The 22,638-nt window shown below is 72.2% G+C and carries 18 protein-coding genes; 6 read left to right on the top strand and 12 right to left on the bottom strand.

Annotated features, from left to right (window positions below; genetic code table 11):
- The 4 genes from CP983_RS41945 to CP983_RS41930 form a co-directional block, all read right to left on the bottom strand.
- A complete protein-coding gene (locus tag CP983_RS41945; protein WP_150505726.1) occupies nt 1–1,236 on the bottom strand; it encodes a S8 family serine peptidase in 1,236 nt (411 codons plus the stop codon).
- Nucleotides 1,233–4,547, bottom strand: a complete 3,315-nt coding sequence (locus tag CP983_RS41940; protein WP_150505724.1) for a right-handed parallel beta-helix repeat-containing protein — start codon at nt 4,545–4,547, stop codon at nt 1,233–1,235. The genes CP983_RS41945 and CP983_RS41940 overlap by 4 nt, the downstream gene beginning before the upstream one ends.
- A 151-nt stretch (nt 4,548–4,698) precedes the next feature.
- On the bottom strand, nt 4,699–5,988 hold the full coding sequence (locus tag CP983_RS41935) for an RICIN domain-containing protein (RefSeq protein ID WP_189748913.1): 1,290 nt from the start codon (nt 5,986–5,988) through the stop codon (nt 4,699–4,701).
- Entirely contained in the window at nt 5,985–6,725 is a 741-nt protein-coding gene (locus tag CP983_RS41930) for a type VII secretion system-associated protein (RefSeq protein ID WP_150505722.1), read from the bottom strand. Before CP983_RS41930 ends, CP983_RS41935 begins: the two co-directional genes overlap by 4 nt.
- Before the next feature lie 330 nt (nt 6,726–7,055).
- Here CP983_RS41930 and CP983_RS44210 point away from each other — a divergent pair, with 330 nt between their 5' ends.
- The 3 genes from CP983_RS44210 (at nt 7,056) to CP983_RS41920 (ending at nt 9,054) form a co-directional block, all read left to right on the top strand.
- Nucleotides 7,056–7,202 (top strand): hypothetical protein, encoded by a 147-nt coding sequence (locus CP983_RS44210; protein ID WP_167537840.1) that lies wholly within the window; start codon nt 7,056–7,058, stop codon nt 7,200–7,202.
- 3 nt (nt 7,203–7,205) lie between these two features.
- Nucleotides 7,206–8,324: a mannose-binding protein gene (locus CP983_RS41925; protein ID WP_150505721.1), complete on the top strand. Its 1,119-nt coding sequence runs from the start codon at nt 7,206–7,208 to the stop codon at nt 8,322–8,324.
- Nucleotides 8,325–8,388: 64 nt separating this feature from the next.
- A complete protein-coding gene (locus CP983_RS41920; protein WP_150505719.1) occupies nt 8,389–9,054 on the top strand; it encodes an NAD-dependent epimerase/dehydratase family protein in 666 nt (221 codons plus the stop codon).
- Between the two features lie 38 nt (nt 9,055–9,092).
- Here CP983_RS41920 and CP983_RS41915 read toward each other — a convergent pair whose 3' ends face one another.
- Nucleotides 9,093–9,488 (bottom strand): RidA family protein, encoded by a 396-nt coding sequence (locus tag CP983_RS41915; protein WP_125528773.1) that lies wholly within the window; start codon nt 9,486–9,488, stop codon nt 9,093–9,095.
- A 136-nt stretch (nt 9,489–9,624) separates the two neighbouring features.
- On the opposite strand from CP983_RS41915, the gene CP983_RS41910 reads away from it, so the two are divergent.
- Nucleotides 9,625–10,599 carry a helix-turn-helix transcriptional regulator gene (locus CP983_RS41910; RefSeq protein ID WP_150505717.1) on the top strand — a complete coding sequence of 325 codons (975 nt, stop codon included), beginning with the start codon at nt 9,625–9,627 and terminating at the stop codon, nt 10,597–10,599.
- 11 nt (nt 10,600–10,610) lie between these two features.
- Here CP983_RS41910 and CP983_RS41905 read toward each other — a convergent pair whose 3' ends face one another.
- Together CP983_RS41905 and CP983_RS41900 are read right to left on the bottom strand one after the other, a co-directional pair.
- Nucleotides 10,611–11,756: an FAD-dependent oxidoreductase gene (locus CP983_RS41905; RefSeq protein WP_150505715.1), complete on the bottom strand. Its 1,146-nt coding sequence runs from the start codon at nt 11,754–11,756 to the stop codon at nt 10,611–10,613.
- A 7-nt stretch (nt 11,757–11,763) separates the two neighbouring features.
- Nucleotides 11,764–12,519, bottom strand: coding sequence for a TetR/AcrR family transcriptional regulator (locus CP983_RS41900; protein ID WP_150505713.1), 756 nt, complete (start codon nt 12,517–12,519; stop codon nt 11,764–11,766).
- 197 nt (nt 12,520–12,716) lie between these two features.
- Between CP983_RS41900 and CP983_RS41895 the strand changes: the two genes are divergently transcribed.
- Nucleotides 12,717–14,036: a ThuA domain-containing protein gene (locus tag CP983_RS41895; protein WP_167537839.1), complete on the top strand. Its 1,320-nt coding sequence runs from the start codon at nt 12,717–12,719 to the stop codon at nt 14,034–14,036.
- 16 nt (nt 14,037–14,052) lie between these two features.
- Here CP983_RS41895 and CP983_RS41890 read toward each other — a convergent pair whose 3' ends face one another.
- The 3 genes from CP983_RS41890 to CP983_RS41880 are packed head-to-tail and all read right to left on the bottom strand — an operon-like array spanning nt 14,053 to nt 18,888.
- The gene (locus CP983_RS41890) at nt 14,053–15,210 is read right to left on the bottom strand and encodes a PP2C family protein-serine/threonine phosphatase (RefSeq protein ID WP_229914914.1); all 1,158 of its coding nucleotides are present in this window, start codon (nt 15,208–15,210) and stop codon (nt 14,053–14,055) included.
- 10 nt (nt 15,211–15,220) lie between these two features.
- Complete coding sequence (locus CP983_RS41885; protein WP_150505711.1) at nt 15,221–17,425, bottom strand: FUSC family protein; 2,205 nt, start codon at nt 17,423–17,425, stop codon at nt 15,221–15,223.
- Entirely contained in the window at nt 17,422–18,888 is a 1,467-nt protein-coding gene (locus tag CP983_RS41880; protein WP_150505709.1) for an MFS transporter, read from the bottom strand. Before CP983_RS41880 ends, CP983_RS41885 begins: the two co-directional genes overlap by 4 nt.
- 256 nt (nt 18,889–19,144) lie before the next feature.
- Here CP983_RS41880 and CP983_RS41875 point away from each other — a divergent pair, with 256 nt between their 5' ends.
- Entirely contained in the window at nt 19,145–20,281 is a 1,137-nt protein-coding gene (locus CP983_RS41875) for an AI-2E family transporter (protein WP_150505707.1), read from the top strand.
- A gap of 19 nt (nt 20,282–20,300) precedes the next feature.
- Here the strand turns inward: CP983_RS41875 and CP983_RS41870 are convergent, their stop codons facing one another.
- Entirely contained in the window at nt 20,301–20,876 is a 576-nt protein-coding gene (locus tag CP983_RS41870) for a dihydrofolate reductase family protein (protein ID WP_125528758.1), read from the bottom strand.
- Nucleotides 20,877–20,995: 119 nt separating this feature from the next.
- Nucleotides 20,996–22,600: an FAD-binding oxidoreductase gene (locus CP983_RS41865; RefSeq protein WP_150505705.1), complete on the bottom strand. Its 1,605-nt coding sequence runs from the start codon at nt 22,598–22,600 to the stop codon at nt 20,996–20,998.
- Between the last annotated feature and the right edge of the window lie 38 nt (nt 22,601–22,638).

Genomic DNA, 22,638 nt, shown 5'->3' with positions numbered 1-22,638 from the left:
TCAGTCCTCCGTCGTTCCCCCGCCCCCGGCCCGCGCCGGGCGCCAGCCGCGGGCGCGTGCCCTGGGCAGGGTGAAAGCGGCCCACAGGACGGTGAGTACGGCGGTGGAGCCGAGGATGACGAAGAGCGTGGCCCGGTCGGTGGCGGCGTCGGCGTCGGAAGTGTCACGGACGGCGACGCGCTCCGCGGCGCGTTCGGTGCCGACCGACGCACCGGCGTCGCCGAGGACCGTGGTCACGGCGGCGTACGCGTCCAGTTGCGGAATGTCCGCGGGGTAGGCGGTGGCGGTCAGACGGTGGGTGACGGCGTCGGGCGAGTCGTCCGGGTGGGCCGCGAGGACCACCGCGGCGGCACCGGCGGCGTAGGCGGCGGCGACCGAGGCGCCTGCGCCGAGGTAGTGGCCGTCACCGCGCGGGCCCCCGGAGACCACGCCGGCCCCGGGGGCGGCCAGGTCGATGCCGGTGGTGGGCAGCGCCCGGTCCGGGCGGAGGCCGCCGGGGAGCATGTCGGCGACCGAGAGGACTCCGGGTTCCCCGGCCGGCCAGTAGACACGGGAGGGGATCTCGTCGGTGCCGCCCCGCGTCGGCGGGTCGGGGGTGGCCGCGGCGACCACGATCGCACCCGCGCGGCGGGCGTCGGCGACCGCGCGGGTCAGTTCCGTGTTCCGGCGTGGCAGGGCGACCGTGACCGCGATGACGTCGGCCCCGGCTTCGGTGGCCTCGCGTACCGCCGCCGCGACGAGCGCCGGGCTCGCTTCACCGCGTGTGTCCGTGCCGCGCAGGGCGAGGATCCGCGCGCCTGGGGCGACTCCGGTCAGGCGGGCACCGCTGCCGGCGATCAGCCCGGCCAGGAAGGTGCCGTGCCCGACGCAGTCGTCGGCTGCCGAGCCGTCGGCGGTGACGCGGCCGTCGAGGCCGTCGGCGTCGGGGGCGACGCCGGTGTCGATCAGGGCGACCGTCACACCCGCGCCGATGCCGTGACCGTGCGTCCGGTCCAGGTCGAGGCGCTGGCGTGACCAGTCCTGTTTCTTCGCCTTCTCACGGGAGGCAGCGGTGCACTCGGCGTCCGCGTCGAGCGCGGAGGGCATCGCCGGAAGTTCCTGGCCCTTCTTGCCGTCGGCCGCCGGCACCCCCGAGTGAGGTGCCGTGTGGGCCGTGACGGCCGTGGGCAGCAGCAGTGCTGCGGCGAGGCCGGCGCCGGACAGCAGCCGGGCGGCCCCGCGGGCGGGAGGCTTCACAGGCCGGCCGCCTTCGGGGCCGCTGCCACGTCCTCGGGAACGAGGATGCGCAGGTCGTCCAGGGTGGGCGCGGCCAGCGAACTGAGCCGCCCCGCCTGGCGGGTGACCATCGATTCGAGCACCTGCCGGGCGAGCCGGGCGTTGCCGAACGAGCGGTCCCGGGGCAGCGCCTCGAAGTACGACTTGAGCACCGGGCCGGTGCCGGGTCCGCACTCGTAGCCCATGCTCGCGGCCTGTGCGCGCACGATGGTGACCAGTTCCTCGGAGGAGTAGTCGGCGAAGGTGATCCGGCGTGGGAAGCGGGAGGACAGGCCCGGGTTGGAGGCGAGGAAGCGCTCCATCTCGCCGGTGTAGCCGGCGACGATGACGACCACCTCGTCGCGGTGGTCCTCCATCAGCTTCAGCAGGGTGTCCACCGCCTCCTGGCCGAAGTCGGCGCCGCCGCCCTGCGGGGTGAGGGTGTACGCCTCGTCGATGAACAGCACACCGCCGCGGGCCCGTTCGAAGACCTCGCGGGTGAGCTGGGCGGTGTGGCCGATGTAGCGGCCGACCAGGTCGGCGCGGGCCGCCTCCACCAGCTGGCCGCGTTGCAGGATGCCGAGCTGGGTCAGGATCTCGCCGTAGAGGCGGGCGACCGTGGTCTTGCCGGTGCCGGGCGGTCCGGTGAAGACCAGGTGGTGGCTGAGGGAGGGCACCGGCAGGCCGGCGGCCGCGCGGTGGCGGGCGGTGGTGATGAGGTTGACCAGGTCCGCGACATCGCGCTTGACCTCGGCCAGGCCGATCATGTCGCCGAGGCGGGTCAGCGGATCGTCCTGAGGCGCGCCGGACTCGGCGGCCTTCGCCGCGGCGGTGGCGGACACGTCCTCCGGCAGCAGCAGCCGTAGATCGTGCTCGCCGACCTGAGCCTGGGAGGCGAGGCGTACGGCCTGCCGGTCCACCATCTCCTCGAACACTCCGCGTGCGGCACGGCCGTTGCCGAATCCGGCGTCCCGGGGCATCGCCTCGAAGTGTGCCGCCAGCGCCTCCGCGGTGCCCTCGCCCAGTTCGTACTGGTGCTGGCCGCACATGTTCTCCATGATCGCGACCAGTTCGGGCACGGAGTAGTTCTCGAACTCGACGGTCCGGGAGAAGCGCGAGGCCAGACCGGGGTTGGAGCCGAGGAAGGACTCCATCTCGCGGGAGTAGCCGGCCGCAACCACGACCACGTCGTCGCGGTGGTCCTCCATCAGCTTCAGCAAGGTGTCCACCGCTTCGCGGCCGAAGTCGGCGCCGCCGTTGCCGCTGTCCGCGGTGAGCGTGTACGCCTCGTCAACGAACAGCACGCCGCCGAGGGCCCGTTGGAAGGTCTCGGTGGTCTTGATCGCCGTGCCGCCGACGACCTGTGCGACCAGGTCGGCACGGGAGACCTCCACGAGGTGGCCGCTGCGCAGGGAGCCCAGTTCGGCCAGGATCGCCCCGTAGAGGCGGGCGACGGTGGTCTTACCGGTGCCCGGCGGGCCGGCGAAGATCAGATGTCTGCTCATCGGCGGTGCGGACATGCCGAGTTGTTCGCGGCGCTGGGCGAGCTGGGTCAGGTTGACCAGGGTGCCGACCTGCTGCTTGACGTTCTCCAGGCCGATCAGCGCGTTGAGGGCCCCGAGCGGGCCGTCCACGCGGTCCGGCGGGGGTGCGTCCGCGGCGCCGGAGCCCGCCGGGTCGGTGTTCTCGGCGCTGCCGCTGCCCCAGGCGTCCCGCTTGCCGTTGCCGGTGCTCTTCAGGCCGTCCACGGCGAGCCGTTCGCCGGGTGTGGTCTGTACGAGGCCGCCGCCCTCGTTCTCCCGGGCGAAACAGTTCACGAGCGAGACCGGGGCCGTGGACTCCACCCGGAAGCCGTCCTGGGCACCGCCGGAGACCTCGCAGCCGCTGAGCGAGGCGAGCGCGCCCTCGCGGAGCAGGAATCCGTGGCCCTGTGCGGCGTGCACGGTGGTCCGGTTGGCGGTCAGCTCGCCGCCCGCCGCGACGACGACGCCTTCCTCGCCGGATATCTCGACACGGAAGTCCCGGACGGTGACATTGCCGCCGTCCTCCACGACGAGGCCGCTGGTGGCGGTGTCCGAGACGCCGCCACCTGCCAGGTAGAGGGTGCTGCCGGAGCCCACGCGCACGCCCGCGCCCTTCGGCCGGACGATCTCGCAGTCCTCGGCCCGGCCGCGGGCGTCCTTGCCCGCCGTGATGCCGTCGCCGGAGGGCTCCACGAGCCGGGCCCGGCGCAGCAATGGGTTGGCGCCGCCGCGGACCGAGACCGCGGGCGACCCGCCGATGACCTCGAGGCGGTCCAGCTCGGGCGCCGAGTCCTCCTCCAACAGCAGCCCCGCCTGCTCGCAGTCACGGACCGTCAGACCTGTGAGCGCCGGGGAGGCGGCCCCCGCGACCCGGAGCGCCGCGCCCTGCGCGCCGTCCACCCAGCAGTCCTCGAAGGTGCCGCGCGCCCGGTCGGTGACCAGGATGCCGTGACCCCGGGTGCGCGAGACTCGGCAGCGGCGCAGCACCGGGTCGGTGCCCCCGGCCAGCGCGATCCCGTTGCCGGAGGCGCCGGTGACGCGGACGTCCTCCAGCGTCGTACGGCCCGCGCTGCTCAGGTGCACTCCGGTGCTGGTGTCGTGCACGACGGTGCGCACCACCGTGAGGGAGCAGTTCTGCTCCAGGGCGATGGAGGGCTTGTCGGTGGAGGAGATGTCGCAGTCCTCGACGCTGCCCGTCGAGTCGCCGTTGGCGAGCAGGCCGTTGCCGCGGGCGGCACGCACCGTGCAGCCACGAAGCCGCGCCTCGCCCTGCTCTGCGAGGACGAGTCCACTGGTGCCGAGGTGCTCGAAGGTGCAGGACTCCACGGTGGTGGGCGTGGTCGAGGTGACGACGATGCCGGCGCCCTGGGGGTTGCTCACCCGGCAGTCCCGCAGCGCGAGGGAGCCGGTGCCCCCGGCCAGTACCGCGGTCCAGGCGGCGCCGACGATCTCGCAGCCGTCGAGCGCGGCCTGCCCGCGCCGTACGTCCACGGCGGGCAGCTCGGCGTCACCGCCGCGCAGGGAAAGCTCGGAGAGCATCACGGCGTCGGCGCGCAGGGCGAGGACACTGCCCGAACGTGGCCGGATCTCGACAGTGCCCCGGCCCTCGGCGGCGGTGAGGGTCACCCTGGTGTGGATCACCAGGTTCTCCGCGTACGTCCCGGGCCGGACGCTGATCAGCGCCCCGGTACGGGCAGCCGCGAGTGCCTCACCGATCGTCCGGTAGCGGTCCCGGTCCCCGGGACCGACCGTCAGTACCTGGCGCGACACGCACCAACCTCCTTGCTGGGGCAACGTCTTCAGCTGGCGCCCCCGGTCTCGGGGACGGGTGTCGGCGAACCGACGGTGCCATCATGCCCCGCTGCCGGGGCGGGCAGATGCCGGGAGCAACGCTCTCGGCCGGAAGGCGTCCGGAGCGCGCTCAGACGCTCCACTTCTGGTTGTCGGTGCCGGCACAGGTCCACAGTTGCAGCCAGGCGCCGTTGCCCGTGTTGTTGTCCTTGATGTCGACGCACTTGCCGACGACGGTGTTGACCAGGTCGTGGCGCTCGTTCAGGACGAACTTCTGGGCGGCGTTGCCACTGCACCGGGCGATCTGGATCGGAGTGCCGTCGTTGTAGTTCGCGTTGGCCACGTCCAGGCACAGGCCCTGGATGCGCATGGTGCCGTCGGAGGCGAACTGCCACTTCTGCGCCACGCCGTTGTTGCAGTCCCACACGAACAGCTTCTTGCCGTCGCCGAAGTCGGCGTTCGGTACGTCGAGGCAGCGGCCGGAGAGATGGCTGCGCACGGAGACCGGGGCGCTGAACGTCACGCCCGAACCGGGGTTCGCGGGCTGGTCGGCGGCGCCACCCCCGGACGTCTTCCCGCCACCCGACTTCGCGGGCTCGTCCTGCTTGCCCGTGTCGCCCTCGGGCTGGTCCTTCCCGCCGCCGTCCTGCTTCGGCGTCTCCTTGCCCGAGCCCTGCGCCGCGCCCCCGCCCGGAGCCTGCTTCACCGGCTTGTCGGGCTTGCCGGAACTCTTCTCGTCGTCCGGAGAGGCGGTGTCGGGCTTGGTCACCACGAAGTCGCCCGGCGCCTCCTGCGCGCCACCACCGAGTACGGTGCCTCCCGCCGGCGCCGCCTTGGCGTCCTTGTCGTCGCCTCCGGTGAGCACGAGGAACGGCACCGACACGAGCAGTGCCCCGGCGACCGCGGCCCCGGCCAGCACCGCCTTGCCCGGCCGGCCCACGTGAGCGGCCTGCTGCTGCGGCCGGTCGATGGCGGTCGCGGTCATGGTCCGCACGAGCGCGGGCAGCCGGCTCTTGGCCTCCGCGGCGGCGCCGGGGTCGGACTCCGAGTCGGAGTCGGGGTCGGAGGCGGGGTTCGGCTCGGTCTCGGACCGGCTGCCGGTGGCGGCTCGTGACTCGGACCGGCCGCTGCCGGCGACTTGGGACTCGGCCGGGCTGCTGCCGACGGTTTCGGCTTCGGGCTCTGGCCCTGGCTCGGTGGTACGGCCTTCCGGGGCAGCCTCAGGTGCGGCGGCCGATGCCTGGGCCTCTGCGTCGGGCTTCGCTTGAGCGGCCCGGGAACTCGCCTCGCCGGCCTGCGCCTGCGTGGACTGAACTTCGGATTGGGCATGGGCGACGGTGGCGGTCGAGGCCGCCTCCTCACCGGCGGAACCGGACTCCGTCTGCCCGGAGGTGGGGGTGGGCTGGGCCGGACGCGTCACGGGGTCCTCCCTGTGGTGTGGGGCCAGGGTTCAGAAGAGCTGTGGGTCCCGACCTCGGAAGGCGCCGCGGGCGCCTGCTCGGCTTCCGGTTCGGGCGAGGCGTCGAGGAGCCTGTCCGCCGCGACGAGCAGGGGGGCCGCGGCACCGGCGTTGACCATCAGCTGCGCGCCGGAACCGCGCAGCGACCGGGCCAACTCCTGTGCCGGGACGGTGTCATGGCGAAGTGCCGAGGACATGAACTCGTGTGCCGTCGAGGTGAACGAAAGGATCACCGGCGCCCCGTCCAGACCGGCTGCCGTCAGCGGCCCGCCGTCCGGTCCGCGCACCACGGTGATCTCCGCCTCCGCGAGCACCGCGATCGCCTCGTCCACCGAGCCGTAGCCGGTGGCGGCCCGCTGCGCCGCCGCGTCCACCGGGTCGGTGGGCTCCGGCCAGCCGAGCACCCGGGCCGAAGGGCGGTAGGCCGGGTTGGGACGGTAGTCCCCGACCTCCCCGCTCTCGTCGGACTGCCACTCCCCCAACACCGCCCATTCCGGCGGCGTACGGTCCTGGGTCCACTCCGGGTCCACCATCCCGATCCAGTGGCCCGGCGCCCGGCGGGCGGCGTCCCGTACGGCCTCGGGTATCTCGGGGTTGTCGGTGACCTCGGCGTCGTCGGCGCCGGGTGACTCCACGGTGGCCGGCCCGGAGCTGTCGGGCATGTCGGGCCCGCCCTCTAGCCGTTGTCCGGGCCGCATCTCCACCTGAACTCTTCGGTCAGTACGAACACTTGGGTGCCGGCGGCTTGCGCACACGCCGACGATGATCAGATCGGGAGCCCCAGGATGCCACACGGGCACCGCCCGTTGCGGAGCAGGCAGGGTCCGAATCGCGCGCCTGCGTGCCCGTTTGCTGCCCGGGTCGGGAACTTTCCGGGAGCAGCGAGGCGTGAGTGGACAAAGCGACGGGAGAGTTGGGGGACGCGGTCGGCCGATCGTCCTTGGTACGGGCTAAGTTGACCCGTACGGGAAGACCTCGTAGTTCGAGAAGGCGTCGGATCGGCCTGCGGCCGCCACCGCGGCGGGTCGGTGCACCTCGACGACCGTGACCGGGCCGAACCGGTCCGTCCCGACGCGGCGCTCGACCAACGCCCGCCGGGCTTCCCGGTGTTCGTCCAGCCGACCACTGCACGGGCCCCGGCCACAATCGACAGCTCCGCCACCGAGGAGGAGTAGCGCATGTCCCCCCAGCACCCCACCCCCGACGCGAACGCGGAGGCGGCCGCCACCCGCGCAGGGGAGACCGGATTACCGCCCACGCCTGCCGCACCGGACGAGCCGACCCCGAGTCAGGCCCCGGCCCCGGCTGCGGCCCCTGCTCCGGAGGCGGAGTCCGGGAACACCGGGGCATCCGGGAACACCGCGGCGGAGACCGGCGCCGCCGGGGCTGAGTCCGGCACCACCGGGTCCGGGGAACCGCCTGCCGCCGCAGCGGAGGAGACCACCGCGACCGCCCCCGCCTCCGACACCGGGGAGCCCCCCGCCACCGGGTCCGAGGAAGCCGCTGCCTCAGCAGCAGCCGGGACCACCGAAGCCCCCGAGGAGCGCGTCGCCGTAGCGGCCGCCGTGGCGACTCCGCCGCCGGGCACCAGGACCAACACCGGTGTCGGCAGCGGACGCCCGCGCAAGCCGATCCTCGCCGGCGCGGCGATAGCCGGCGCCGCGCTCATCGCCATACCCCTGCTGCTCACCGGCAGCGCGAAGGACGACGGCCCCCCGGACTCCGCGAAGGGGTTGGCCGCGGAGGGCTCCGACACGGTCCTGAACCCGACGTCCGCCCCCGCCGCCCTCGACGACTACGTGGCCGAGAAGCCCAGTCCGTCCCCGAAGAAGGCGAAGGCGACGAAGAGCGCGCCGGCGAAGGTCACCGCACCTCAGCCCGTCGTACCCGCGCCGGAGTCCAGCCCGAGCAGCAAGCCGAAGACGAAGCCGAAGGCAAAGCCCAAGCCGAAGCCCAAGGCGACCCCGCAGCCGAACTGGAGCACCGAGACCGTCTTCGCGACCAGCGTCCTGGAGGTCAACCAGGCCTGGACGACGAACCGCATCCGGATGGTCATGCAGACCGACGGCAACCTCGTCGTCTACAACGAGCACGGCAACCCCATCTGGGCGTCCATGACCTTCGGCTCGAACCACCGGGCGATCTTCCAGCCGGACGGCAACCTCGTCATCCACAACGGCGAGGACCGCCCCATCTGGGCCTCCCAGACCTGGGGCCACGAAGGAGCCCAACTCGTCCTGCGGGCCGACGCGAAGGTGGTCATCGTCCAGAACGGCGCAGTGCTCTGGTCGACCTGACACCCTGCGGCGGGGATGCCTCACCGGGTACACCCCCGCCGCACGCGATCCGGATGGAGTCAAGGTGAAGGTAGTTCTCTTCGGGGCATCGGGCATGGTCGGTCAAGGTGTTCTGCGCGCATGCCTGGAAGACCCGGAGATCACCGAGGTCGTCGCCGTCGGACGTCGGCCACTCGGCAGGAGCGCGCCGAAGCTTCGCGAGGTGCGGCACGCCGACTTCTCCGATCTCACCCCGATCGCAGGAGAACTCTCAGGGGCGGACGCCTGTTTCTACTGCCTCGGAGTCTCGTCCGTGGGACTCAGCCATGAGGCGTACGAGAAGATCACGTACGACTACACCTTGGAGGCCGCCCGGGTGGTGGCCGCCGACAATCCGCACGTGACCTTCGTGTATGTCTCGGGGGAAGGTACCGACAGCACGGAGCAGGGGCGCGTCTTCTGGGCCCGGGTGAAGGGCCGGACGGAGAATGCGCTGATGGCCATGGACATGCGCACCTACGCCTTCCGTCCCGGGTGGATCCAGCCCGTCCATGGGGAGACCTCCGCAACGCGGTGGTACCGGCTGGCGTACCGGTTCACGTCCTGGCTGTATCCGCTCCTGCGCCGAGTGACGCCCCGCTACGTGACCAGCACCGAGCACCTCGGGCGGGCGATGATCGCCGTCACACGGCTCGACGGTTCCGGACCGCAGGTACTGCGAACGGACCAGATCACCCGACTCGGCGGTTAGACCCTGCCGCCCACGCGCAGCGGGGCGCCACGGTCTCGTCACGCGACGGCGGTGCCCTCCAGCTCGACCAGCTGGCCGGGGATCGCCAGTCGCGTCACCCCGAGCATCGTGGTGGCCGGCGCCACTGCGGCGGCGCCCAACCGCGCCGCCAGCACGCCGTAGTGCCGGAACAGCAGATCGACGTCGGTCGTGTAGACGTTGAGGCGGACGAGGTCGGCGAGGGACATGCCGGCCTCGTCGAGCACGGCCTCCAGGTTGTCGATGCTGAGCGTCAGCTGCGCGGCGATGTCTCCCTCATGCTGCGGCTTCCCGTCGGGGCTCATCGCTGTCTGCCCCGAGATGTACAGGGTCCGGGTGTGCCCGGAGACCAGCTCACCTTGGTTGAATCCCAGGTCCACCGACCACGTCACCGGGTTGACCGCTGTTCGTTCCACTGCCACGTCCGCTCCATTCGCTTCATCGGGAGTGCGCGCGTCTCTCGGCCCGGTAGCCACGGGCTTTGACGTCGCGTCGACGAGCCTCGCAACAAATCACGACACCCTTGGTCACGTATTCCTCTAGGGTTTTCGCATGCGCGCCGACCGACTCGTCTCACTGGTGCTGCTGTTGCGCCAACGCGGTCGGTTGACGGCGAACACGCTGGCCCGCGAGCTGGAGGTGTCCACTCGCACGGTGCTGCGTGACATCGAGGTGCTGTCCGCGGCCGGAGTTCCCGTCTATGCCGAACGCGGCAGGCACGGCGGCTTCGCGCTGCTGCCCGGTTTCCGCACCGAGCTGACCGGGCTGAACCACGACGAGACCCTCGCCCTGCTGACCGCCCGATCGGGCCGCGGCGAGCAGGTGTTCGGCCTCCGACCGGCGCTCGCTTCGGCGATCCGGAAGGTGGTCGACGCGCTGCCCGAAGGCCACCTGGCGTCGGCGAGCGACGCGGCCCGGCGTTTCCTCGTCGACCCGGAGAGCGACCTTCTCTCGCGCCGGCTGGTCACCGAGGAGGTTGCCGACACCGCGATGGTCGAGGTCAGGCGCGCGGTCCTCGCCGGCCACAAGCTGCGCATCCACTACGCGGCCACGGATCAGGCACCGCAGTGGCGCACGGTGGACCCGATCGGCCTGGTCACCGTGAGGGAGCGGGGCTACCTGCTGGCGACGAGATCCGGCGAGGACCGTACCTACCGGCTGTCGCGGGTGTTGGCCGCGGAGGAACTCCCCGAGGCGGCACAGCGACCCGACCGGGTCGACCTGGACCGGATCTGGCGGGAACGCTCCGCACAGTTCCTCTCCGACGGCGACCACATCACCGTGCTGGTACGGCTGAGCCCGGAGCGACGGGAGGAACTGCTGGACACCACGCTGGCCGTGCGGGCGGAAGAGCCCGACGCGGACGGCCGGCTGCGGCTGGAGGTGACGTTCCAGGACTTGCGGCACGCCGAGTGGGCGCTGTGGCAGCTCGGCACGGACGCGGAAGCCCTGGCCCCGCAGTCGTTGCGCACCTCCCTGCGCGACCGCGCCGCCGCGATTGCCGCCCGCTACGAAGCAGCACCGTGACGGTGTGCCGGTCAGTCCGTCGCGAAGGAGGCGAACATGTCGATGAGCGGCTGGGGAGCCCGGTCGTTGAAGATCGTCTCCAGGCTCTCCGCCGACTGGCGGGCGGTCTCCTCGCTGCGGGGAAAGAGCGCCTTCTCGTAGACCGACAGTGCCGCCTCGGTGTCCCCGGGATGGGCGGCGAGTGCCTGGCCGAGTTCGGCGCCGTCGATCATGGCCAGGTTGGCGCCCTCACCGGCGAAGGGTGACATCAGGTGCGCCGCGTCGCCCAGCAGGGTGACACCGGGGGTGCGCTGCCACTCGTGCCCGGTGGGCAGTGCGTGGACGAGGCGGGGGACCGGCGGGCCGTCGCATTCGGCGATCAGCCGCCGCAGGCCGGGTGCCCAGTCGGCGAAGCGCTCGGACAGGGTGGCCCTGACCGCGTCCGGGTCGGTGAAATCGAGGGTGGACAGCCAGTGTTCGTCGGCCCGTAGGGCGGTGTAGATGTGCAGGCTGCCGTCCGTCTCTCGGTGTGCGAGGAAGCCCTTGTCGTCGCCCAGGGCGAAGAACATTCCGCCGCCGATCAGCGCGGCACACTCCGGATGGCGCGTATCGGCGTCGAGCAGGTCCAGTTCGACGAAGGAGATGCCGCTGTACTCGGGGGTGGCGACGGAGAGCAACGGCCGGACGCGGGACCACGCGCCGTCCGCGCCGACGAGCAGGTCGGTGGTGAGGACGGTCCCGTCGGCGAGGGTCACCTCGTGCCGTCCGGCGCCCAGCGCTCGCGCACCGGTGACCTTGCTGTTCCAGCGGATCGTGTTCTCGGGCAGCGAGCGGAGCAGGATCTCCCGCAGATCCCCGCGGTCGATCTCCGGGCGGCCTCCCGTGCCGTCGTCGGCCTCTTCCAGCAGGACGCGCGCGTGCTTGTCGAGGACCCGCAACGCCTGCCCGCCGGGATGCACCTTGGCGCGGAACTGCTCATGGAGCCCCGCGACGCGCAGCGCCGCCTGCCCGGTCTCCTCGTGGAGGTCGAGCATGCCGCCCTGGGGCCGCGTGTACGCATTCGCCTCCAGGTCGAGGACGACGGCTTCGAGGCCGTTGACGTGCAGCACGCGGGCCAGCGTCAGGCCGCTGAGACCGGCCCCGACGACGAGGACGGGGTGGTGGGTGTCGGTGGTCATGGTCGGTCTACTTCCTGCTCGGTGCGGATCCGGTGTCCGGCGGCTCGCGAAGGCTGTCGTCGGCACGGGTGGTGTCCGCCGGTGTGGGGGTCGTCAGGGTGCCCTGGATGACCGACCGGAAGATCCAGGTCAGACGCTCCTGGGGCGTGCCGGACACGAGCGCGTCGCCCACCGCGGCGATCCGCGGATATGTCTTTGACGACGCTCCGCGCAGGGCCGTCGTGAGGGACCGGAACTCGTCCTCGGCGGCGCTGTTCCGGTCCCTGGCGGTCTGTTCGGCGGCGGTGGCGGTCGCCACCTGCAACAGGACGTCCACGCCCCAGGCCGCTTGCGCGTCGGGGACCTCGCCCTCGTGCAGGAGCGCGAGGATCGCCTCGACCAGCGCCAGATAGTTGGGGCCCGAGGGACGGGCGACCAGTGCGGAATGCGCGAGGCTCGGATGCTCGAACAGCACCTGGGTGTAGGAGCCGAGCACCGCGATGAGCCGGTCGGTCCACTCCCCCTCGCCGTCGACCGGCGTGCGGTCCACGACGCCGAGCAGGTCTTCCAGGATCGCGGCGTGCAGTTCCGCCGTGTTGGCCACGTACACGTACAGCGACGCCGGCCCGGTGTCGAGCTCCTGGGCCAGCCGCCGCATGGTGACGCGCTGGAGCCCCTCGGACTTCATCAGGCGTACGGCGGTGTCGACGATGCCCTCGTAGGTGAGGGCCGGCTTGGCGGGCCGCTCGCGGCGGCTGCGTGGGGCGGTGCTTCCTTCGGACACGTCCACAGCTTAACGAACATGTTCGTCACGAACAAGTTCGTCACAGATTGGCCTATACCAAAGCCTTGACAGGGCATTTCGAGCGCTCCTTAAATCATGAAGTGAAATAAGTCGTGTCATGCACATGAGAATGCAGCGGTGCCCTCCACGCGTTCCCCCTCCCCCACACATGCCGCCTCGTCGGCACAGGAGAAGACATGCCTGACATCCCACCTCAAGCCCACGCGCCCGTGAGGCGGCTGGCCGGGCGGATCCTGGCCGGGCTCGCGATGGTGCTGGGGCTCGCGGTCGCCCCGTCTCCCGTCGCGTCCGACGCCGTCGCCGCGCCGCAGGCCGCACCGTTCAAGGTCGTCGCCTTCTACAACGGAACCTGGGACGCCGCGCACATCGACTTCGTGAAGGAAGCCAATGAGTGGTTTCCGCGCACCGGCGCCCAGAACAACTTCACCTACACCGCGACGACCAACTGGGATCTGCTCGCGAACGGAGGCGTGAACGACTACCAGGTCGTCCTCTTCCTCGACGACGCGCCGCAGAGCGCGGCACAGCGGGCCGGATTCGAGCGGTACGTGCGGGCCGGCGGCGGCTGGATGGGCTTCCATGTCTCGGCGTTCACGACCGACGCCGGTTCCTGGCCCTGGTACTACAACAACTTCCTCGGCAGCGGGAACTTCCGTTCCAACACCTGGGGCCCGACGACCGCGGTGCTGCGCACCGAGGACCGTACCCACCCCTCCACCACCGGTCTTCCCACGACGTTCACCTCGGCGGTCAGCGAGTGGTACAGCTGGTCCAACGACCTGCGCAACAACCCGAACATCAAGATCCTGGCCTCGGTCGATCCGTCGAGCTTCCCCCTCGGCACCGACCCCAACCAGTCCTGGTACAGCGGCTACTACCCGATCATGTGGACCAACACCCAGTACAAGATGCTGTACGCGAACTTCGGCCACAACGCCATGAACTACGAGACCAACACCCGGCTGTCGTCCACGTTCGCCAGCGCCACCCAGAACCGGTTCCTCATCGACGGGCTGAAGTGGCTCGCCGGCGCGAGCGGCACCCCCACGCCCACCGACCCGATCTCGGACACGGCCTGGTACACCCTGACCGACGCGGCGAACGGCACCTGCGTCGACGCAAGGGCCGCGGCCACGGCCAACGGCACCCCGATCCAGCAGTACACCTGCAACCAGACCCTGGCCCAGCAGTTCCAGTTCCGCCCCACCGACAGCGGCTACTCACGCATCACGATCCGGGCCAATCCGCAGCAGGTCGTCGACGTCACCGGCGTCTCGACCGCCGACAACGCGCCGTTGCAGCTGTGGTCCTACGGCGGCGGCGGCAACCAGCAGTGGCGCCCCGAGCGGGAGGCATCGGGGAACTACCGCTTCGTCGCCCGGCACAGCGGCAAGTGCCTCAGTACGACGGGCAGTTCCGCGAACAGCGTGCAGCTGGTGCAGCGGCCCTGTGACAACTCGGCCGCACAGTCCTTCCGGCTGACCGCACAGCCCTAGTCGTGGGCCGGCGACGCTACCCGCCCTTGGCGTCGCCGGTGTCCCGTCCGTCCCGGCGCCTGGATTTCACGGCGTCCAGGGACAGGGCGAGGACGGCACGGTCGTCGTTGTCGGCCTGCGCCGACCAGCGTTCCGCGTCGGTGCGGACGAACGCCACGACCGTCTCCGGGTCGGGTGCGCGCTCCCCGGAGAACCGCTGCCCGAGCCGTTCGAGGACGGGGTAGAAGACGCCGTCCTCGTCACGCGCCTCGCTCACTCCGTCCGTGTGCAGGACGAGCACCTCCGACGGTCCGAGCAGGTGCACCGTCGTGTCGACCCCGTCCGGCGAGAGACCGCCCAGTCCGAGTGGCAGTCCGGGTGCCGTGGGCAGTCGTCGGGCGCCGTTCGGGCCGACCGCCACGGGTGCGGGGTGGCCGCGGTCGACGATGCGCACCTCGCCGCCCTCCGGCGGGAACTCCAGCACCAGGGCGGTGACGAACAGTTCGGGGTCACCGTCGTCGCCCGCCGGGCTGTTGCGGGCGATGCTGAGCTCCAGCCTGGCGGCCAGTGCGCTCAGGCTCTGCCATTCATGGGCCGAGACCCGGAAGCTGCCCAGCACCGCGGCGACGGTCTGTACCGCGCCGAGCCCCTTGCCGCGGACGTCGCCGATGATCACCCGCACCCCGAAGGGCGTCTCGCACACGTCGTACAGATCCCCGCCGACGAGGGTGCCGCCCTCGCCGGCCTCGTAGAACCCGGCGGCACGCACCGGGCCGAGTCTTCGCGGCACCGGACGCAGCAGGGTTCGCTGCATGGCCTCCGCCACCGAGTTGGCGCGGATGAGGTGTTGCCGGGTCCGTTCCCGCTGCGCGGCGAGCGCGACGCCGGCGATGCCGATGAGGGCGGTGGCGGCGTACAGGGCGACGTGGTGCTGTTCGTCGAAGTGGCCGGGGCGGCGGGCGGCCATCCACATCTGCAGCCCCAGGCACACGACCGCCGACATCGCGGTGCCCAGCGGGCCGCGCGTCGCGGCGGCCAGGGCCGGGACCGCGACGAGCAGGAAGCTCACCGGTTCACGGCCCCTGACGATGAACTCGGCGGCCAGGTCGACGAGCACCGCGACGAGCGGCAGCCACCAGACCCAACCGCGCACGGTGGGGCCCCGCAGTTCGCGGCGCAGGGGTCGGCCGGGCACGGCGGCGCCCCTAGTTCCCGGGCCCGTCGGGACCGGAGCCGGGCCCTGGGCTCGCGGTGCCGGCGGCCGTCGTACCGCGTGAGGGCCGTCGGATCGCCTCGGGCAGTCCGGCCTCGATGCGGGTGAGCTGGGCGGTGAGGCTGCGCAGCCACATGTCGAGGTCGACCAGGACCGGCAACGGCGGCCCGGTCGGCCGTACGGATGGAGTCGCCTCGTCGACCGTCTTCGGCCGTCTGCCGCTGCACAGGTCGGCGAGCCGGTCGGTCGTCAGGGCGAGCGTGTCGGCGCCGGCCCTGGCCCGCTCGCCGGCCTCGGGCGGCAGGGCGTTGGTGGGCAGGTCGAAGCGGGGCAGCCACTGGGCGCCGAGCAGGACGTGGTGGGCGGTGAGCAGTACGGCGTGCCAGTCGGCGCGTACGTGTGCGTCGCTGCCGGGTTCGCTGCGGAACTGGGCGTAGGCGGACTCGGCCAGGCGCAGCCGGTGCAGCGTGGGGAGCGAGGCCGGGGCCGGGACGGAGCCCGGTGGCACCGCGGCGAGCATGCCGACGGTGCCCTTGATCAGCGGTCCGCACTCGTACAGCAGGCCCGCCATGGTTCTGCGCACCTCGGCGCGGGCGCCGGCCGGCCAGGCGAGCATTCCGCACAGCAGACCGATGGCGCTGCCGGTGACCACGTCCACGATCCGGGCCTCGGCCAGTCGCCAGGAGGCCGGGGCGATCTGGGCGAACGCGGTGGCCACGACCAGTGTGAACAGGCCCTGCGCCCAGGCGATGCCGAGCAGCGGCCCGAGCGCGAAGGCGATCAGCATGGCGGGGGCCAGGATGGCCGCGTACGCCTCGGTGTGCCGGGCCAGGCCGGTGAGCAGGGCGCCCGCGACGACGGCGCCCACGAGGTTGCCGGTGACGGCCTGGCGGATGGCCGTCCAGGCCTCCCCCACCGTGGTCCGGCTCAGAGTCAGCACCGCGAGCAGCACCCAGAAGCCGTGCGTCAGATCGAGCGAGCCCGCCACCAGGCGCGCGGCGGCCAGCGCCACCGCGATCCGCAGGGCGTTGTGGAACTGCACCGAGCGCAGCGAGATGTTGCCGGTGATCCGGCGCAGCCACAGCTGGGCGGCGGCCGCGTGCGTGTACCAGAACAGCTCCGTGGGTTCGATGGGCGGAGTGCGACGTCCGTCGAGGCCGACCCGCACGGAGATCTCCAGGGCGCGCACCGACTCGGCGACCGCCAGCAGCGCGGCCTGTCTGCGCAGCACGTCCGCCGGCGGTACCTCGTCGGCGGGTCCCGCCGCCTGCCGGGCGCGGATCCGCTGGAAGGCGTCGATGGCCTCGTCCATCCGCTGCGGTCCCGGGGCGGCCCGGCCCGTGCGCAGGGCGGCGGCTGTGTCGTCGAGGAGGGACACCACGCGCGGCAGCAGCGTTCGCAGCGCCGTGTCCCGGCCGCCTCGTCCGCTCTCCCGGACGCTGTCGTTCCGCGCTCCGCTCCGTACGAGTTCGCGCAGCTCGCCCATCTCGGTGAGATGGGCGAGCTGTTCGAGGAGCCGGCGGGCGGCGGACCCCGCCTGGGCCAGGCCGCGGGCCGCGCGGTCCGGGCCGGCGGGGCGCTGCGCGGGCGAGGTGTTGGACAGCCGCAGCCGAGCGCCGGCCTCCCGCAGTTCCTCCGGTGAGAGGGCGTTGTCCCCGGTGATGGTGTCGCGCGCCGTCGCGAGCGCCCGCGCGAGAGCCGCCCGGTACGTCGGCTCCGGTGGGGGAGGCAGCACGAACAGCTCGCACAGTACGAGCGCAACCACGCCGAAGGTGAGCCCTGCCAGTCGCAGCCCCAGCGTGTCGGGTGCGTACGGCGGGAAGCAGGCCAGGATGTAGAAGAGCTGGAGTCCGGGGGCCGCCCCGGCAGGGCGCGGGCCCGCGATCGCCGCGAAGGCGAGGAGGAAGCCCACGACGAGCATGCCGAGCACCGCCGCCCAGGTGTGCACCGCGAGCACGGTCCCGAGAGTCACCAGCGCCAGTCCCACGGGCAGTGCCTTCAGCATCACCTCGGCCCGCTGCCGCCCGGATCCGGGGATCGGGGACAACAGGCCGAGGGAAATGGGCCCGAAGAGTGCGTACAGGGCGAGGACGGGTTCGTCGAGCCCGTACACGAAGATGTAGAAGCCCAGCGACGCGGCGAGGGTCACCCGCACCGACCGGTGCAGGATCCGGGTCCGCTCCACCCCGCCGATCACGGCAGCCGCCCGCCATCCGACGGCCGCGAGCCGGCACCGTGGGCCCGTGCGCCGGCCGAGCGAGGCGAGCCCGTCGGCGGGAGTACCCCGGTCTCGGCCGTGTCCGCGAGCCGATGACGTACCACCAGGACAACCGCCGAAGCCGCCAGGATCACCGCACCTCCGCAGCGCAGGATCGCGTCGTAAGCTGCGTCCGGCGACCGCTCCGGCAGCATCGCGGTGATCGCGGACGCGGCGGCCGCCAGCGCGACGCCGCCGAGGGTGACCAGGAATGTGAGCAGTACGCCCGAGGCCTCGCCGGCCCGTTCGGGCGACACGACCTGCTGGGTGGCCACGCTGGCGAACGTCCAGCCCAGCCCCAGGCCGAGTCCGCACCAGGCGAACACGGGAACGTACAGCCACCAGGCCGTCACCAGGCTGAGCACGATCATGCCCGTGCCGGCGAGCGCCCCGGCCAGCGCCATCACCGACACCGGGCGCATGTGCCCCGAGAGCCTGGCGCCGAGCGGTCCGCTGAGCGCCACCAGCGCGGCGGGGGCCAGGAACACCACGCCCGCCTCCAGCGGTGACAGACCCCGCACCTGCTGGAGGTACAGCGTCGACACGAACACGGTGACCGCGTAGCCCATGTTGGTGACGGTGCCCGTGCCGGTCACCAGGACGTAGGGCGTGTTGCGGAACAGCCCGAGGTCGATGAGCGGATGCCGGGCGCGCAGCTCACGCCGTACGAACAGCGCGGCTGCCGCGGCGAAGAGGGCAAGCAGGGTGAGGGTGCGGGCGTGGTCCCAGCCCCAGGCGCTGCCGCGTTCGACGGCGAGTGTGAGCGCGGCGAGCGCGCATACGACGGTCGCGCAGCCGATCAGGTCGAGCTGGCGCGGTGCCGTCGGATCCCGGGAGTCGGGGACGTACGCGTACGCGACGCCCAGTGCCAGCACGCTCAGTGGTGCCAGCAGCCAGAAGATCCAGCGCCAGCCGGGGCCCTCGGTGAAGCCGCCACCGACGAATGGTCCCAGCGCCGTGCCCACGTTGGCGATGCCGAACACCGCTCCCAGCGCTCGGGCCCGGGTGGCGTCCGGGAAGGCGTTGGTGACGACGGCGACCGAAACCGGGAAGACGAAGCCCGCGCCGACGCCCTGCACGATCCGTGCCCCGACGAGCGCCCACAGCCCCGGGGCGAGCGCGCAGCCGACCGATCCGGCCGCGAACAGGACCGTGCCGGCGAGCAGGGCGCCCCTCCGTCCGAAGACGTCGCCGACCCGGCCGCCGACGATGAAGCAGCAGCCGATGGCGAGCATGTACGCGGAGAGGGTCCACTGGGCCGCCGAGGCGGTGACACCGAATTCGTCGGCGATGCCGGGGACGGCCAGGTTCAGCGCGAAGAAGTCGAGCTGGATACAGAACAGGGCGACCGCCACCGCGATGAACGCACCCCTGCGCGCGGCCGGCGAAGCCTCTGCGCCCATGAGCACGTTCCTCTCGGACCGACACCACCACGGCGACGAACCACGGCACGACGCGGCCGGCCGGACACGCCCTCCGCTCCCCGATTGTCGACCGCCCCCGCGACCCCCGCAGCCCGGCACTCCCCCACTCGGCGGCACGCCGCCGAGTCGGACATCGGCGGCCGACACTCCCGCCGCCCGGCGCCGGTACCGGCCTTCGGGCGAATTCCGGGCCGGGTCCGCGATCCGGCGGCCGTTGGGTGGTACGGGCTTGAGGATGGCCACGCCCCCCGATCCGCCCGTCTCGTCCGTCGGCCGCCCGAGCGGCGCGGATTCGCGCGTGCCGGAGTGGCTGCGGACGTCTGCCGCGTACGCATGGCGGATCATCGTCGTGGCGATCGTGGTGCGTGCCGTGTTCTCGGTGCTCGGGCAGTTCCATCGGGTCGCCGTCGCCGTGTTCCTCGGACTGGTCCTCACCGCCGTGCTGCGCCCCGTGGCCGGGCTCCTCGCCCGCAGGATGCCGCGTCCGCTCGCCGTGGCGAGTGCGGTCATCGGCGGTATCGCCGTCGTGTTCGGGGGGCTTGCCCTGGTGGGTGAGATCGTGGCAGGTCAGCGAAGAGGGCTCCAGCGGGAGTTCGTGGCAGGCATCGGCCGGATCGAACGGCAGCTGGAGGAACCGCCCTTCCGGCTCCCGGCGAACACGTTCGACGACCTCCAGTCCAGGATCGGCAAGCTCCTCTCCAGCCACCGCTCCACCATCATCAGCGAGGCCGTGAGCGGCGCGAGCAGGCTGCTGGAAGTGCTGACGGTCATCGCGCTGGCCCTGTTCTGCGCCGTCTTCTTCACGCACTCCGGCGACCGGCAGTGGCAGTGGATCTGCGATCAGCTGCCCAGGAAGGCGCGGCAGCACCTCATGGTCGCCGGCCGGGCCGCATGGCGGACGTTCACCGGGTACACGCACGGCATCCTGCTCGTCGCGGCGACCAACGCGTTCCTGGTCTGCATCGCCCTGCTCGTCCTCCGCGTCCCCCTCGCCGTTCCGCTGGCGCTGCTGGAATTCGTGGCCGCCTTCATCCCGTTGATCGGCTCACCCATCGCCCTGGCCGTCGCGGCCGTCGTCGCGCTGGCGACGAAGGGGCCGGTGACCGCTCTCATCGTCGTCGCGCTGATCGTGATCATCGGTCAGATCGAGGGCCACCTCCTGCACCCCATCGTCATGAGCTGGGCGGTGCGGCTGCATCCGGTCGTCGTGGCCCTCGCCGTCGTCGGCGGAGCAATCGCGGCCGGGTTCATCGGCGCCGTCGTGGCCGTGCCCTTCGTCGCCGTGCTCTGGTCCGTCCACCAGGCACTGCGCGGCCACGCCGACGACTCGGAGGCAGCGGGGGCGCGGCCGGCGGTCGGGCCCGGTCCCTAGACCGAGTCCTCGATGATCTCTAGGGCGTGTCCTGGCGAGCCGCCCGGTAGCGGAGGTAGACGACTCTCGAGTTGTAGCTGCGGGTCTCGACGAGTTCGAGATCCACCTGGCGCTCGTGCCGGGGGAAGTACGAAATGCCACCGCCGAGCAGCACCGGGTAGACCATGAGCTGGTACTCGTCGATCAGCCCCGCAGCCGCCACCTCGGCGGCGAGAGTCGGGCCGCCGATCGCGATGTCCCCCTCCCCCGGTTCGGCGCGCAGGCGCTCGATCTCCTTCGCCACGTCGCCGGACACCAGGCGGGCATTGCCCTCCACCGCCGACAGCGTGGTGGAGAACACCACTTTGGGGAGCGCTTTCCAGAGCGCGGCGAACTCCAGTCTCGGAGCGTCGAGCGAGGGATCCTGATCGGCCGTCTCCCAGTACAGCATCGCCTCGTAGAGCCGTCGTCCCAGCAGGTGGACGCCGGCCGCTCGCACATCCTCGATCCAGAAGCGGAAGACCTCCTCGTCGGGCGCTCCCCAGTCCATACCGCCGTCGGGGCCGACGATGTAGCCGTCCAGCGAGACGTTCATCGAATAGGTCACTCTGCGCATCGGAAGTCCTCCTCGGTGACGGTTCGACAGTACGACCGCCGGACGCCCCAGGACTCATCGCGGCTCGCGGGATTCCCTCGGAACCATCCGCCCACGCGCCCTGTCTCGCCCGCCCGGCGTCAGTCGATCAGTACGCCGGGGTTGAGGATCCCGTGGGGGTCAAGGGCGTTCTTGGTGGCTCGCAGCGCCAGGGCGAAGGGGGCCGGGCGCTGGAGGTCGTAGCCGGGGCGGTGGTCGCGGCCGACTGCGTGGTGGTGGGTGATGGTGGCACGGTGGCGGTGCAGTACGTCGGTCGCGGCGGCCTTGATGTCGTCCCAGACGGCGACTTCGTCGCCGGGGCGGCCGGCGACGGCCACGGTGAAGTAGGGGGCGGCACCGTCGGGGTAGACGTGGGTCAGACGGCAGTTGATGGTGGCCGCGTGCCCGGTGACCTTCAGGGCGGCGGCGCCGACCTCGGTGCGGACGGCGTCGATCAGGGCGGGGATCCGGTCCCAGGTGGCGGCCGTCTCGAAGGTCTCGACGACGGCACCCATACGGGCCAGTCCGTCGCGCAGATACGGCATGCGCAGGAACGCCGAGCGCCAGGCGCTGACGGCCGCGTCGGCCGGGGCGTCACCCTCCGCCTTCGGTGCCTCGCCGGTGCCGCCGTGAGCGCGGGCCATCTCCAAGGCGATCGCGAGACGGTCGTCGACGGGGGCGGTCGCGGATTCGAAGCCCAGGACCAGCACGGAGGAGCCGTCGTGCGAGGCGCCGGACAGCAGTGCCTCGCCGGGGTCGAGCAGGCGGCAGTTGGCCGGGGCGAGATCGGACTGGGCGATGGCCCGTACGGCGTCGAGCGCGCGCTGGAAGTCGGCGAAGGCGACGGACGCGGATGCCTTGTGACGGGGGCGTTCCTGAAGGCGCATCCACGCCCTGGTGATGACGCCGAGCGTGCCTTCGGATCCCAGGAACAAACGGTCGGGCGAGGGTCCGGCGCCGGATCCGGGCAGGCGCCAGGAGGTGCCGGTTCCGGCGGGGGTGACGACGCGCAGGGACTGCACGAAGTCGTCGATGTGGGTGTGGACGGTGGCGTAGTGGCCGCCTGCCCGGGTCGCCAGCCAGCCGCCGAGGGTGGAGAACTCGAAGCTCTGCGGGAAGTGGCGCAGCGTCAGGCCGTGCGGGCGCAGCTGTTCTTCCAGTACGGGGCCGAGTGCCCCGGCCTGGATGAGGGCCGATCGGCTGACGGCGTCGATCTCCAGGACACGGTCCATCGCGGTCAGGTCGAGGGACAGCACGGCCCGGTGGGCGTCGCCGCGGTACTCCACGCCGCCGACGACGGAGGAGCCGCCGCCGAAGGGAACGACGGCGACTTGGTGCTCGCCGGCCCAGTCCAGCAGGTCGGCCACCTCCTGGTCGTCGGTCGGGCGGGCGACGAGGTCGGGGATCCGGCCGGGGCGGCCCCGCAGGGCGCGGATGACGTCGCGGTAGGCCTTGCCCATGGCGTGGGCGGCGCGGGCTGCGGGATCGGCGGTGACCAGGTGCGCGAGGGAGGGCGGCGGTTCCACGGCGGGTGTGCCGATGGCGAGGTCGGCGACCCGGGGTATCGGCAGCGGCCTGGCGAGGGTGCCCGGCAGCAGCGCGCCCATCTCGAGGCACTCGGCGTCGTCGGGATGGGCGTCCGTGTAGCCCCAGCCCCACCAGGAGCGGGTGCGGGAGTTGCCGGGGTCGGTCGCGGTGGCAGGCATGAGTGTGCTCCCAGCGGGGTCAGTGAATTTACCCTATG

It is taken from the genome of Streptomyces chartreusis, assembly GCF_008704715.1.
Classification (GTDB): Bacteria; Actinomycetota; Actinomycetes; order Streptomycetales; family Streptomycetaceae; genus Streptomyces; species Streptomyces chartreusis.
Note: the sequence above shows the minus strand (reverse complement) of the source record. Positions and strands in the feature narration are given on the sequence as shown.